Source organism: Pseudomonas sp. NMI760_13 (assembly GCF_021283245.1).
In the GTDB taxonomy this organism is placed as follows: domain Bacteria; phylum Pseudomonadota; class Gammaproteobacteria; order Pseudomonadales; family Pseudomonadaceae; genus Aquipseudomonas; species Aquipseudomonas peradeniyensis.
In genome coordinates, this window is sequence record NZ_JAJSRC010000001.1 from 331,988 (window position 1) to 345,809 (window position 13,822).

Annotated in this window: 13 protein-coding genes and 1 tRNA gene; 9 read left to right on the forward strand and 5 right to left on the reverse strand. The window is 64.5% G+C overall.

Going from position 1 to position 13,822, the window contains the following annotated elements:
• Nucleotides 1-3: 3 nt before the first annotated feature.
• Genes murI through hemA form a run of 5 tightly spaced genes read right to left on the reverse strand, consistent with a single transcriptional unit; the run spans nt 4 to nt 4,730 of the window.
• A complete protein-coding gene (murI, locus tag LU671_RS01450; protein ID WP_203647991.1) occupies nt 4-801 on the reverse strand; it encodes a glutamate racemase in 798 nt (265 codons plus the stop codon).
• A complete protein-coding gene (locus tag LU671_RS01455) occupies nt 794-1,549 on the reverse strand; it encodes a molybdopterin-synthase adenylyltransferase MoeB (RefSeq protein ID WP_203647992.1) in 756 nt (251 codons plus the stop codon). Before LU671_RS01455 ends, murI begins: the two co-directional genes overlap by 8 nt.
• Nucleotides 1,543-2,373 carry a peptide chain release factor N(5)-glutamine methyltransferase gene (gene prmC, locus LU671_RS01460; RefSeq protein ID WP_232854728.1) on the reverse strand — a complete coding sequence of 277 codons (831 nt, stop codon included), beginning with the start codon at nt 2,371-2,373 and terminating at the stop codon, nt 1,543-1,545. The genes LU671_RS01455 and prmC overlap by 7 nt, the downstream gene beginning before the upstream one ends.
• Nucleotides 2,374-3,456, reverse strand: coding sequence for a peptide chain release factor 1 (gene prfA / locus LU671_RS01465; RefSeq protein WP_203647994.1), 1,083 nt, complete (start codon nt 3,454-3,456; stop codon nt 2,374-2,376).
• Nucleotides 3,453-4,730, reverse strand: coding sequence for a glutamyl-tRNA reductase (hemA, locus tag LU671_RS01470; protein WP_203647995.1), 1,278 nt, complete (start codon nt 4,728-4,730; stop codon nt 3,453-3,455). Before hemA ends, prfA begins: the two co-directional genes overlap by 4 nt.
• A gap of 1,087 nt (nt 4,731-5,817) precedes the next feature.
• On the opposite strand from hemA, the gene LU671_RS01475 reads away from it, so the two are divergent.
• The 9 genes from LU671_RS01475 to LU671_RS01515 all read left to right on the forward strand — a co-directional run bounded on the left by LU671_RS01475 (nt 5,818) and on the right by LU671_RS01515 (nt 13,751).
• The gene (locus LU671_RS01475; RefSeq protein WP_232854729.1) at nt 5,818-7,539 is read left to right on the forward strand and encodes a tetratricopeptide repeat protein; all 1,722 of its coding nucleotides are present in this window, start codon (nt 5,818-5,820) and stop codon (nt 7,537-7,539) included.
• A 3-nt stretch (nt 7,540-7,542) separates the two neighbouring features.
• Complete coding sequence (lolB, locus tag LU671_RS01480; protein ID WP_028691147.1) at nt 7,543-8,160, forward strand: lipoprotein insertase outer membrane protein LolB; 618 nt, start codon at nt 7,543-7,545, stop codon at nt 8,158-8,160.
• Between the two features lie 4 nt (nt 8,161-8,164).
• Nucleotides 8,165-9,025 carry a 4-(cytidine 5'-diphospho)-2-C-methyl-D-erythritol kinase gene (ispE, locus tag LU671_RS01485; RefSeq protein WP_203647998.1) on the forward strand — a complete coding sequence of 287 codons (861 nt, stop codon included), beginning with the start codon at nt 8,165-8,167 and terminating at the stop codon, nt 9,023-9,025.
• A gap of 20 nt (nt 9,026-9,045) precedes the next feature.
• Nucleotides 9,046-9,120: transfer RNA gene (locus LU671_RS01490), tRNA-Gln, on the forward strand.
• Nucleotides 9,121-9,165: 45 nt separating this feature from the next.
• Complete coding sequence (locus LU671_RS01495) at nt 9,166-10,107, forward strand: ribose-phosphate pyrophosphokinase (protein WP_016391678.1); 942 nt, start codon at nt 9,166-9,168, stop codon at nt 10,105-10,107.
• Nucleotides 10,108-10,226: 119 nt separating this feature from the next.
• Complete coding sequence (locus LU671_RS01500; protein WP_232854730.1) at nt 10,227-10,823, forward strand: 50S ribosomal protein L25/general stress protein Ctc; 597 nt, start codon at nt 10,227-10,229, stop codon at nt 10,821-10,823.
• 79 nt (nt 10,824-10,902) lie between these two features.
• Nucleotides 10,903-11,487 (forward strand): aminoacyl-tRNA hydrolase, encoded by a 585-nt coding sequence (gene pth / locus LU671_RS01505; RefSeq protein WP_023629555.1) that lies wholly within the window; start codon nt 10,903-10,905, stop codon nt 11,485-11,487.
• 22 nt (nt 11,488-11,509) lie between these two features.
• Nucleotides 11,510-12,610: a redox-regulated ATPase YchF gene (gene ychF / locus LU671_RS01510; protein WP_203648000.1), complete on the forward strand. Its 1,101-nt coding sequence runs from the start codon at nt 11,510-11,512 to the stop codon at nt 12,608-12,610.
• 664 nt (nt 12,611-13,274) lie between these two features.
• Nucleotides 13,275-13,751, forward strand: a complete 477-nt coding sequence (locus LU671_RS01515) for a phage tail protein (protein WP_232854731.1) — start codon at nt 13,275-13,277, stop codon at nt 13,749-13,751.
• Nucleotides 13,752-13,822 lie beyond the last annotated feature (71 nt).

Below are 13,822 nucleotides of genomic sequence, written 5' to 3' on the forward strand. Positions count from 1 at the left end.
GTTTCATGGCAGGAAGCGCTGCACGCTGCCGGACTGGTTCCACAATAGCGGCAGGACATTCTGCAAGTTGTCCGGCTCGCCGCTGCTCCAGAACGCCGTCGCCCGCGCCGGTCCGTCACTGAGCAGCCCGCGAGCGTCCAGCAGGCGTTGCAGTTGGCGCGCCACGGCAGCGCCGGTGTCGATGATCGCCACATCCGCCGGCACCATCTCGGCCAGCATGGGCCGCAGGAACGGGTAGTGGGTGCAGCCCAGGATCAGGGTGTCGCAACCGGCCGCCAGCAAAGGTTTTACATAGCCCGACAGCAACTGGCGCAGTTGCTCGCTGACCAGATCCCCTGCCTCGATACGCTCCACCAGCCCAGGGCACGGCTGAGTAATCACCCGCACATCGTTGGCGAAGCGGTCAAGCAAGGCAGCGAACTTGGCGCTCTGCAGGGTACCGGTGGTGGCCAGCACACCGACCACGCCGGAGCGGGTTGCCGCGGCCGCCGGCTTGACCGCAGGCTCCATGCCCACCAGCGGCCAGTCCGGATAGAGCTCGCGCAGGTCGGCCACCGCCGCCACCGTGGCCGTGTTACAGGCCAGGACCAAGGCCTTGGCGCCCTGCTCATGGTAGAACCTGGCGATCAGCCGCAGACGCTGGCGAATGTAGTCCGGGGACTTCTCGCCATAGGGCACGTGGCCACTGTCGGCCAGGTAGAGCAGCGACTCGTTGGGCAGCAGGCGCTGGATCTCGGCCAGCACCGACAACCCGCCGACCCCGGAATCCATCACGCCCACCGGCGCCGAGCGCTCAGCCATGGCGAGTCGCGCACACCGCGCAGGCGGGGTCGCGCTTGACCCGCAGCTCGCGCATGCGGGTACTCAGGGCGTCGATCAGCAGCAGGCGGCCGACCAGCGGCTCGCCGAAACCGACCAGCAACTTCAGCGCTTCCAGTGCCTGCAGGCTGCCGACCAGCCCCACCAGCGGACCGATCACACCGGCCTCGCTGCAGGTCAGCTCGGCCTCGCTGCCATGGCCATACAGGCAGTGGTAGCAGGGGCTGGTATCGCGGCGGGTGTCGAACACCGACAACTGGCCCTCGAGGCGGATCGCCGCACCGCTGACCAACGGCTTGCCCGCAGCCACACAGGCGGCATTGACCGCCTCGCGGGTGCCGAAGTTGTCGGAGCAGTCGAGCACTACATCGACCGCCGCCACCGCGGCGGCCAGCGAATCCTCATCCAGCGCCCGGCGATGGGCGACCAGGCTGATTTCCGGGTTGATCGCCCGCAGACGCTTGATGGCCGAATCGACCTTGCTCATGCCGACGCTGTCGCTGTCGTGGATCACCTGGCGTTGCAGGTTGGTCAGGTCGACGGTGTCGAAATCGGCCAGGTGCAGCTCACCGACACCCGCCGCGGCGAGGTACAGCGCCACCGGCGAGCCCAGCCCGCCCAGGCCTATCACCAGGGCCTTGCCGTGTTTCAGGCGCAACTGGCCGTCGATATCCACCTGCGACAGGAGGATCTGCCGGCTGTAGCGCAACAGCTCCTGGTCGCTCAGCATGGCAGGCGCCCCAGGCTGATGCGTTCGTGGCCGCCCAGGTCGACGCGGCTGGCGACGTCGATGAAGCCGGCCGCCGCCAGCAGGTCGCGTACGGCGGGCGCCTGGTCATAGCCGTGCTCGAGCAGCAGCCAACCTCCGGGCAGCAGGTGCGCCGGGGCCTGGGCGACGATCACCCGCAGGTCGTCCAGCCCGTCTTCGCCGGCCACCAGGGCACTGCTGGGTTCGAAGCGCACGTCACCGGCCACCAGGTGCGGATCAGCGGCGCGAATATAGGGCGGGTTGCTGAGGATCAGGTCAAATTGGTCACCCGAGAGAGCGTCGAACCAATGGCTGGCGCGCACCTGGACATTGCCCAGGCCCAGGCGCTGGCGGTTGCGCTCGGCCAAGGCCACGGCCTCGTCGATACGGTCCACCGCCGTGACCTGCCACCCCGGACGCTCACTGGCCAGGGCCAGGGCGATAGCCCCGGTGCCGGTGCCCAGATCGAGTACTCGGGCAGGCATGGGTGGCACGAGCTCAAGGGCGGTTTCCACCAGCAGCTCGGTGTCCGGACGCGGAATCAGCGTGTGTGGCGCGACTTCCAGGTCCAGCTTCCAGAACCCCTGCTGGCCGAGGATATAGGCCACCGGCTCACCGGCGCGACGCCGTTCGAGGTAGCTGGCGAACACCTGCGCCGCCTCGCTGCTGACGATGCGCTCGGGCCAGGTGTGCAGGAAGCTGCGCGACTTGCCCAGGGCCGCGGCCAGGAGCAGCTCGGCGTCCAGCCGTTCGGTCGGCGAGTCCGGCAACTGCGCGTTGCGCAGCAGGCTGGCGATGATGGTCATTCAATCCCCCAGGGCGGCCAGCTGATCGGCCTGGTATTCGGCCAGCAACGGCTCGATCACCGCGTCCACACCGCCGGCGAGGATATCGTCGAGGGAGTAGAGGGTGAGGTTGATACGGTGGTCGGTGACCCGGCCCTGTGGATAGTTGTAGGTGCGGATGCGCTCGGAGCGATCGCCTGAACCCACCAGCAGTTTGCGCTCGCTGGCGATGGCGTTCTGCGCGGCGCTGGTCTGCATGTCGTTGAGCTTGGCCGACAGCCAGGACATGGCGCGGGCACGGTTCTTGTGCTGCGAGCGCTCTTCCTGGCACTCGACCACGATGCCGGTGGGCAAGTGGGTGATGCGGATCGCCGAGTCGGTCTTGTTGACGTGCTGGCCGCCGGCGCCGGAGGCGCGGTAGGTGTCCACGCGCAGGTCGGCCGGGTTGATCTCGATCGCCACCTGCTCGTCGGGCTCGGGCAATACCGCCACGGTGCAGGCCGAGGTGTGGATACGGCCTTGCGATTCGGTTTCCGGGACCCGCTGCACACGGTGCGCGCCGGACTCGAACTTCAGCTTGCCGTACACGCTGTCGCCTTCGACCCGGGCGATGATTTCCTTGTAGCCGCCGTGCTCGCCTTCGTTCTCGGAGAGGATCTCCAGGCGCCAGCCGCGTTTCTCGGCGTAGCGCGAGTACATGCGGAACAGGTCGCCGGAGAAGATCGCCGCCTCGTCACCGCCGGTGCCGGCGCGGATTTCCAGGAACACGTTGCGCCCGTCGTTGGGATCCTTGGGCAACAGCATGCGCTGCAGCTGCGACTCCAGGCCCACCAACTGCTCCTTGGCCTCGCGCACCTCCTCCACGGCCATCTCGCGCAGGTCGGGGTCGGCATCCTTGAGCAGCGCCTGGGCGCCCTCGAGATCGTCCTGGACCTTGCGCCAGTCTTTATAGGCGCCGATCACCGGCTCGACTTCGGCGTACTCGCGGGAGTAGGCGCGAAAGCGCGTCTGGTCGGAAATGACTTCGGCGTCACCAAGCAGCGCGGTGAGTTCCTCGAAGCGATCCTGGAGCGTGTCCAGTTTGTTCAGCAGCGACGCTTTCATTGCGGGGATTTGTCCGTCGAGCCCTCGTGGAGGGCGAAGAGTTCCTGGGCCATGGCCAGCGCATCGAGGCGGCCTTCGGCGGAGAGCTTTTTCAGCTGCACGCTGGGCGCGTGCAAGAGTTTGTTGGTCAGGCCCCGGGCCAGCTGCATGAGCACATCCTCGGGGTTGCCGCCGTTGCCGAGCAGGCGCAGGGCCTTTTGCAGTTCTTCGTCGCGCAGGCGCTCGCTCTGCTGGCGGTAGGCCTTGAGCACATCCACCGCCGCCAGTTCGCGCAGGCGCACCATGAAGTCGTCGGCGCCGGCCGAGACCAGCTCTTCGGCGGCCTGGGCCGCGCCCTGGCGGCTCTTGAGGTTTTCCGCGACCACGTCATGCAGGTCGTCGACGGTATAGAGGTAAACGTCGTCCAGCTCGCCCACCTGCGGCTCGATGTCACGCGGCACGGCGATGTCGACCATGAAGATCGGCTTGTGCCGGCGCTGCTTCAGCGCGCTCTCCACCGCGCCCTTGCCGAGGATCGGCAGTTGGCTGGCGGTGGAGCTGATGACGATGTCGCTGTTGGCCAGTTCCTGCGGGATGTCAGAGAGCAGCACGGCATGGGCGCCGAACTGTTCGGCGAGGATGCTGGCACGCTCGAGGGTGCGGTTGGCCACGACGATGCGGCGCACGCCCTGCTCGTGCAGGTGGCGGGCGACCAGGGTGATGGTCTCGCCGGCACCGATCAGCAGCGCCTGGCTGCGGCCCAGGTCGGAGAAGATCTGCCTGGCCAGGCTGACCGCGGCGAACGCCACCGACACCGGGTTCTCGCCGATGGCGGTGTCGGTGCGCACCTGCTTGGCGGCGCTGAAGGTGGCCTGGAACAGGCGCCCGAGCAACGGCCCGACGGTGCCGGCCTCGCGGGCCACGGCGTAGGCCGACTTCATCTGGCCGAGGATCTGCGGCTCGCCAAGCACCAGCGAGTCGAGGCCGGAGGCCACGCGCATCATGTGCCGGACCGCGTCGTGTTCCTCGTGGACATAGGCGCTGGCGCGCAGCTCGTCGAGGCTCAGCTGGTGGTAGTCGGCCAGCCATTGCAGCACGGCGTCGGCGGCAAGGTGGTCCTGCTCTATATAAAGCTCGCTGCGGTTGCAGGTGGACAGGATCGCCGCCTCGCGGCTGGCGGTCAGTCGGCAGAGCTGCTGCAGGGCATCGACCAGCTGCTCGGGCGTAAACGCCACGCGCTCGCGTACGTCTACCGAGGCAGTCTTATGGTTGATACCAAGTGCAAGAAAGGCCATGCAAGGTCGCTGGTTGGGACGTGAAGCCGATAATTGTCCTACTTCGCAGGTTTTAGAACAACCACCGTTCGCTATTGTGGCGATGGTGCGTGCCTATCGCCCCGCACCATCACCCTTCCCTGCCGTTGCCGTTGCCGTTGCCGTTGCCGTTGCCGATCGAGAGTCTAGCGCCATACCCAGCTAGCGACAGCTGCGCCAGCCCAGGCGCCGCCCGTACCTTCGCGACTTCAGGAGGCCGAACGCAGGTCTTGCGAAGGGAGGTGACGGGCATGGATGCCCGTCAAGCGCTGGGGCCCAGGATGGGCCCTGCAGCGCGGTCCTCCCGGGAGCAAGGCCGGAGTGAGGGGACCCGGAGCGCAGCGGAGGGCCGGATGAATGGAGCGCAGCGTTTTTTGGTTACTTTTTGTCGCGTTTGACAAAAAGTGACTCGCCGTAAGGGCGAAAAGGTGACTATGCGTCGACATCGTAAATGAATGCGCTTGCACTTGTAGAAACCCGCGCCGACCGATTTTGACTTTGACTTTGACTTTCAGAGCGTGGGTTTTGAAAGTTATACGCTCATTCATTGGCGATGGCGACGCATAGTCACCTTTCCGCCCTTACGGCGGCCTACTTTTGTCTTGGCAAAAGTAGGCAAAACCGCCCCGCTCCGTTCATCCGGCCCCTACGCTTCGCTCCGGGGTCCCCTCACTCCGGTCTTGCTCCCGGGAGGACCGCGCTGAACGCCCCATCCTGGGGCGCAGCGCTTGACGGGCATCCATGCCCGTCACCTCCCTCCGCAAGACCTGCGTTCGGCCTCCTGAAGTCGCAATTGGTGTTGCCTGAACTACCGCGCGCTTAGAAGCAAAAGCAAAAACAACGGCAACGGCAAGGGCAAGGGCAAGGGCAAGGGCAAGGGCAAGGGCAAGGGCAAGGGCAAGGGCAAGGGCAAGGGCAGGATGCCGTGAGTGGTTGCGAACCACCGCCCCGGCTCATTGTCCCTATACTCCGAAGCACCGCTTCACACCACGACCTTCGCAGGTGGGTTTGCCCTCACGCTTGTGTCATCATGCTCCGACCGCCGGTTTAGCCTCTTTAATAAGCCTCTATGAACAAATCCTACGCATTGCTGCTTGCCCTCGCCCTGCTTCAAGGCTGCCAGAGCCTGGCCCCGAAGACGGACGCCCAGTCGCCCACCGTCGACGCCGGCAAGAGCGCGGAAAAGCCCGTGGTGTACGGATCGTTCAAGCAGGACACCCTGTACAGCCTGCTGGTGGCTGAGCTGGCCGGCCAGCGCAACCGCTTCGACATCGCCCTGGCCAACTACGTCGACCAGGCCGAAAAGACCCAGGATCCGGCCGTCTCCGAGCGCGCCTATCGCATCGCCGAATACCTCGGCGCCGACGAGCCTGCCCTGGACACCGCGCTGATCTGGGCACGCAACGACCCACAGAACCTCGACGCCCAGCGCGCCGCGGCCATCCAGCTGGCCCGCGCTGGACGCTACGACGACTCCATGACCTATATGGAAAAGGTGCTGCAGGGCCAGGGCGACACCCACTTCGATTTCCTCGCCCTGGCGGCCGCCGAGACCGACCAGAGCACCCGTGACGGCCTGATGCAGAGCTTCGACCGCCTGCTGGTGAAATACCCCGACAACGGCCAACTGGTGTTCGGCAAGGCCCTGCTGCTGAACCAGGACGACAAGCCGCAACAGGCCCTCGACCTGCTCGAGGCCCATCCGCCGAAGAACGGCGAAATCGCCCCGGTGCTGCTGCGCGCCCGTCTGCTGCAAGCCATGGACCGTGGCCCGGAGGCCCTGCCACTGCTGCGTGGGGCGATCCGCGACAACCCCGAGGACAAGCGCCTGCGCCTGACCTACGCCCGCACCCTGGTCGAGCAGGACCGCATCGACGACGCCAAGGCCGAGTTCGAAAGCCTGCTGCAGCAATACCCCGAAGACGACGAGATCCGCTACTCGCTGGCCCTGGTGTGCCTGGAAACCAAACACTGGGACGAAGCCGAAGGCTACCTGCAGGAGCTGGTCGAGCGTGACGCCAACGTCGACGCCGCCCACCTCAACCTGGGCCGCATCCGCGAGGAGCGCAGCCAGCCGGCCGCCGCCCTGCGCGAATACGCCCTGGTCGGCCCCGGCCCGGACTACCTGCCGGCGCAACTGCGCCAGGCCGATATCCTCATCGCCAACGGCCGCAGCGCCGAAGCCTCGCGGATACTCGCCGAAGCCCGCGAGGCGCAGCCGGACTACGCCATCCAGCTGTACCTGATCGAAGCCGAAAGCCTGGGCAACAACGGCAAGGAGGCCCAGGCCGGTCAGGTGCTGGCGCAGGCGATCAAGCGCTACCCGGACGACCTCAACCTGCTCTATACCCGCGCCATGCTCGCCGAGAAGCGCAACGACCTGGCGCAGATGGAGAAAGACCTGCGCGCGATCCTTGCCCGCGAGCCGGAAAACGCCATGGCCCTCAACGCCCTGGGCTACACCCTGGCCGACCGCACCACCCGCTACAGCGAAGCCAAGACGTTGATCGACAAGGCCCACCAGCTCACTCCGGACGACCCGGCGGTGCTCGACAGCCTGGGCTGGGTGGCCTATCGCATGGGCAACCTCGAGGAAGCCGAGCGCCAGCTGCGCCTGGCCTTCGAACGCTTCCCCGACCATGAAGTCGCCGCCCACCTGGGCGAAGTCCTCTGGGCCAACGGCAAGCGCCGCGAAGCCCGCCAAGTCTGGGCCAAGGGCTTCGAAGCCCAGGCCGACAGCCCCATCCTGCGCAAGACCCTGCTGCGCCTGACCGGATCCGAGAGCCTGTAAACCATGTTCCTGCGTCATTGCATCACCTTCACCCTCATCGCCCTGCTCGCCGGCTGCGCCGGCTTCGGCAGCAAGGAAGCCGTACAAGGCCAAGGTAACCCGCAGCTGTGGCGCGAGCACAAACAGCAGCTGGGCAGCCTCGACGGCTGGCAGATCAACGGCAAGGTCGGCATCCGCGCCCCGCGCGACTCCGGCAGCGGCACCCTGTTCTGGCTGCAACGCCAGGACTACTACGACATCCGCCTGGCCGGCCCCCTGGGTCGTGGCGCGGCGCGCCTGACCGGACGCCCCGGCGGCGTGGTGCTGGAAGTGGCCAACCAGGGCCGCTACGAGGCCGCCAACCCCGAGGCACTGCTGGAAGAACAACTGGGCTGGCGCCTGCCGGTGTCGCACCTGGTCTGGTGGGTGCGCGGCCTGCCCGCCCCGGACAGCAAGAGCCAGCTGACCCTCGACGGCGACAGCCGCCTGGCCAGCCTTCACCAGGATGGCTGGCAGGTCGAGTACCTGAGCTACGTGGAGCAGAACGGCTACTGGCTGCCCGAGCGCCTCAAGCTGCACGGCGAGAACATCGACGTGACCCTGGTGGTCAAGGACTGGCAGCCACGCCAGCTGGGGCACTGAGACAATGCACAAGCTGACCCTGCCCGCCCCGGCCAAGCTCAACCTCTGGCTGCACATCACCGGCCGCCGCGCCGACGGCTACCACGAGCTGGAAACCGTGTTCCAGTTCCTCGAGCACGGCGACGAACTGAGCTTCGCCCTGCGCGAGGACGGCCAGATCCGCCTGCAGACCGAAATTGAAGGCGTGCCCCACGACAGCAACCTGATCGTCCGCGCCGCGCGCCTGCTGCAGGCACAATCCGCCACCCCGCTCGGCGCCGACATCTGGCTGCACAAGGTGCTGCCCATGGGCGGCGGCATCGGCGGCGGCAGCTCGGACGCGGCCACCACCCTGCTGGCGCTCGCTCACCTGTGGCAGCTGGACTGGGACCAAGACCGCCTGGCAAGCCTGGGCCTGTCGCTCGGCGCCGATGTGCCGGTGTTCGTCCGCGGCCACGCGGCCTTCGCCCAGGGTGTCGGCGAGCAGCTGACCCCGGTCGACCCCGAGGAACCCTGGTATGTCGTGCTGGTGCCGCAAGTGTCTGTCAGCACAGCGGAAATTTTTTCGCATCCGGAGTTGACACGTGATTCCCTCCCCCTTAAGATGCGCCCCGTTCCCGAGGGAAACAGTCGAAATGACTGCCAACCGGTAGTAGAGCAACGGTATCCTGAAGTTCGCAATGCGCTGATTTCACTAGGTAAATTCACCGAAGCCCGAATGACCGGAACTGGAAGTTGTGTGTTTGGGGCCTTCCCAAGCAAAGCCGAAGCTGATAGAGTTCTGGCCCTTCTTTCAGAGACCCAAACAGGGTTTGTGGCGAAAGGAAGCAATGTTTCGATGTTGCATCGCAAGCTGCAAGTTCTGATCAAGAAGTCGAGTTCATAAGAATTCGCAGCAACAGATACAGGGGCGTCGCCAAGCGGTAAGGCAGCAGGTTTTGATCCTGCCATGCGTTGGTTCGAATCCAGCCGCCCCTGCCATTTCTTATACTCATCCAGGTTACCCTCAGCCTTCAGGTACTGCGCGTGTCCAAGATGATGGTCTTCACGGGGAATGCCAACCCCGATCTGGCTCGGCGTGTCGTACGTCAGCTGCATATTCCACTGGGTGATGTTTCTGTCGGTAAATTCTCCGACGGCGAAATCAGTGCTGAAATCAATGAAAATGTCCGCGGTAAGGACGTCTTCATCATTCAGCCCACCTGTGCTCCAACCAACGACAATCTGATGGAACTGGTCGTGATGGCAGATGCCTTCCGCCGCTCCTCAGCGTCGCGAATCACCGCCGTGATTCCCTACTTCGGATACGCCCGCCAGGACCGCCGTCCGCGTTCGGCACGTGTAGCCATCAGCGCCAAAGTCGTCGCTGACATGCTCACTGTCGTGGGTATCGACCGTGTACTCACCGTCGACCTGCACGCTGACCAGATCCAGGGTTTCTTCGATATCCCCGTCGACAACATCTACGGCTCGCCCGTACTGGTCGACGACATCGAAGACCAGCGTTTCGAGAACCTGATGATCGTTTCCCCGGACATCGGTGGTGTGGTGCGTGCTCGCGCCGTTGCCAAGTCCCTGGGCGTCGATCTCGGGATCATCGACAAGCGCCGCGAAAAGGCTAACCACTCCGAGGTTATGCACATCATCGGCGACGTCGAAGGACGCACCTGCATCCTGGTAGACGACATGGTCGACACCGCCGGCACCCTGTGCCACGCGGCCAAGGCCCTGAAAGAACACGGTGCCGCCAAGGTCTACGCCTATTGCACGCACCCTGTGTTGTCGGGCCGTGCGATCGAGAACATCGAGAAGTCGGTACTGGACGAGCTGGTGGTGACCAACACCGTTCCGCTGTCCGCCGCTGCTCAGGCCTGTGACCGTATCCGCCAGCTGGATATCGCACCGGTTGTCGCTGAAGCGGTACGCCGCATCAGCAACGAAGAATCGATCAGCGCGATGTTCCGCTAAGCGGAACATGTGTTGATATGAAGCGCCCCGCCCCAGCATGTGTTGGGGCGGGGCTTTTTTGCCATCCCCGTCTGGCGCTGGTCGCAAACGCCCTCGGGGGGCTATTTTGGAGAAACAAAATGACTGATTTCATTCTGAACGCCCAAGCGCGTACTGACCTGGGGAAAGGTGCGAGCCGCCGCCTGCGTCACTCGCTGAACATCCCTGCCGTTGTCTACGGTGGCGATAAAGAAGCCCAATCCCTGACCATCGTGGCCAAGGAAATCGCCAAGCTGTTCGAAAACGAAGCTGCCTTCAGCCACGTGATCGAACTGAACGTCGACGGCGCCAAGCAGAACGTCGTGGTCAAGGCCATGCAGCGTCACCCGGCCAAAGGCTTCATCATGCACGCCGACTTCGTTCGCGTCGTTGCTGGCCAGAAGCTGACCGCCAAGGTTCCAGTTCACTTCGTCGGCGAAGAAGCCCCGATCAAGAAAGGCGGCGAGATCTCGCACGTCGTTTCCGAGATCGAAGTGTCCTGCGAAGCCAAGGACCTGCCTGAGTTCATCGAAGTCGACCTGTCCAAGGCCGAAGTCGGCACCATCATCCACCTGTCGGACCTGAAAGCTCCGAAAGGCGTAGAGTTCGTCGCTCTGGCCCACGGTGATGACAAAGCTGTTGCCAACGTCCACGCCCCGCGCGTTGCCGCTGAAGCTGCTGAAGGCGCTGCCGAGTAATCCACTCGCACGCCGGCGTTGATCGGGTTACAGTGCCGCGCGCACTGTAACCCACCAACTCCAAGGAAGAGCCCCTGACGTGACCGCCATCCAGTTGATCGTCGGCCTGGGTAACCCCGGCCCCGAATACGAACAGACCCGGCATAACGCAGGGGCTCTTTTCGTTGAACGCCTCGCCAGCGCCCAGCGCGTTTCGCTGTCCGCTGACAAAAAGTATTTCGGCCTGACGGCTAAATTCAGCCATCAGGGCAACGATGTTCGCCTGTTGATCCCCACCACCTACATGAACCGTAGCGGCCAGTCCGTGGCGGCTCTGGCCAATTTCTTCCGCATCAAGCCGGAAGCGATCCTGGTGGCCCACGACGAACTCGACCTGCCTCCCGGCGTCGCCAAGCTCAAGAGAGGCGGCGGCCACGGTGGGCACAACGGCCTGCGCGACATCATCGCGCAGCTCGGCAACCAGAACGACTTCCACCGCCTGCGGCTTGGCATCGGCCACCCGGGCGACGCCAAACTGGTCTCCAACTTCGTCCTGGGCCGGGCGCCACGCGCCGAGCAGGAGAAGCTCGACGCCAGCATCGATTTTGCCCTCGGCGTGATGCCCGACGTGCTGGCCGGCGACTTCGCCAAGGCCATGCGCGAACTGCACAGCCAGAAGGCCTGACACTTTAGAAAGGGGAATACCCATGGGTTTCAATTGCGGCATCGTCGGCCTGCCCAACGTCGGCAAGTCCACCCTGTTCAACGCCCTGACCAAGTCTGGCATCGCGGCGGAGAACTTCCCCTTCTGCACCATCGAGCCGAACAGCGGCATCGTGCCGATGCCCGATGCGCGCCTCGCGGCACTGGCCGAGATCGTCAAGCCGAACCGCATCCTGCCGACCACCATGGAGTTCGTCGACATCGCCGGCCTGGTCGCCGGTGCCTCCAAGGGTGAAGGCCTGGGCAACAAGTTCCTCGCCAACATCCGCGAGACCGACGCCATCGCCCACGTGGTGCGCTGCTTCGAAGACGAGAACGTGATCCACGTTTCCAACAGCGTCGACCCCAAGCGCGACATCGAGATCATCGACCTCGAACTGATCTTCGCCGACCTCGACAGCTGCGAGAAGCAACTGCAGAAGGTCGCCCGCAACGCCAAGGGCGGCGACAAGGATGCCCTGGCGCAAAAGGCCATCCTGGAAAAGCTGATCCCGCACTTCACCGAAGGCAAGCCAGCGCGCAGCCTGATGAAAAACATGGCTGACGACGAAAAAGCCGTCATCCGTGGCTTCCACCTGCTGACCAGCAAGCCGGTGATGTACATCGCCAACGTTGCCGAAGACGGCTTCGACAACAACCCGCACCTGGACGTGGTCAAGGCCATCGCCGAGGAAGAAGGCGCGGTGGTGGTACCGGTGTGCAACAAGATCGAAGCCGAAATCGCCGAGCTGGACGACGGCGAGGAGAAGGACATGTTCCTCGAGGCCCTGGGCCTGGAAGAGCCTGGCCTGAACCGCGTGATCCGCGCCGGTTACGAGCTGCTCAACCTGCAGACCTACTTCACCGCTGGCGTGCAGGAAGTCCGTGCCTGGACCGTGCGCGTGGGTGCCACCGCACCGCAGGCGGCCGGCGTGATCCACACCGACTTCGAAAAAGGCTTCATCCGCGCCGAAGTGGTGGCCTATGACGACTTCATCCAGTTCAAGGGTGAGGGCGGCGCCAAGGAAGCCGGCAAATGGCGCCTTGAAGGCAAAGACTACATCGTCAAGGACGGTGACGTGATGCACTTCCGCTTCAACGTCTGATGCACCGCTCCTGAAAAAGCCCGCTTCGGCGGGTTTTTTTTCGCCTGCAGAAAAGCCCTACAACCCGCGCCCGTAAAGACCGACATGCATATCGGCAAATTTGCATGCCCAAATATTTCCATAAATGCATTGACTGCATATGCACGCATGCATAATCTGTATCTCGAGCCGGACAGCAACCGGTTGTGACACAGGCAGCGATGAACAGGCCTCGACTGTTCAAAGGGTTGGCAACTGGCCCGGGTGTGCAGCGTAAAGCACCACGATCAGTTTTCCGGCGGGCAGACGGCCGCGGTCGGAGTCACCAATTCGAAGTGCAACCGCATGGCGTCACCAGTCGTGGCCAGCGGTTCGACAACGCATTACTGAAAAGCCTGCACTGCGGGCTTTTTGGAATGCCGAGCATGGCTTCGGCAATTAAGAGAGGCTCGAAGCCCCCACTGATCTGGCGCGACCACTGTGGGAGCGGGTTTACCCGCGAAGAGCCCAACGCGGAGCCTGGCACCGGCTACGCCGGTGTTCGCGGGTAAACCCGCTCCCACAGAGTGCGCGTACTCCCTGCGAACTCGGTTCCCTGCGCGACAGCGCAGCCCTGGGGATAGCCCCTTAGCGAGCACTCAACGATGAATTTCTCAGCCACCCCGCCCTGTCCGGAGGCCTCCCCATGAACCAGTTGAAAGCACTCACCACCTACCTGCTCGAACGCAAGCTGGTGCCTGCCGGGCAACTGCACGCCTGGGCCCAGCAGCTGGACCTGCAACTGGCCTGGACGCAAACCGAACTGGGCCTGCACATGGGCAACCTGCGCTACCGCGCCCTGTTCGACTTCGACGACTTCAGCGGTCATCCCGGGCGCCTGATGGCGCTCGCCGGCAGCTGGCTGGAAACCAACGACCCCGGGCGTCACCTATTCGCCCTGCCGGCACCGACCCTCGCCGTCAAGCAGAAGGTCCCGGGCAGCGACCTGCTCGATGTGTCGCTGGTCCTGGAGTTCGTCGAGCCCCTTTACCTGACCGAGGACGTGGCAGGCGAGATCGAGGTCTTCGGCAAGACCTGGTCATTCCAGCCCTACGACCTGTGGGTCGCCGAGCAAGGCGATATCGCCCTGCAGGGGCTGCCCCAGGGCAGCCCCCTCCCCTGACCCGATTACCCGGGCAACAACGCCCGACCCGCCCGCGACCTGATCGACAAGTCCTGGCACACCCCTTCAAT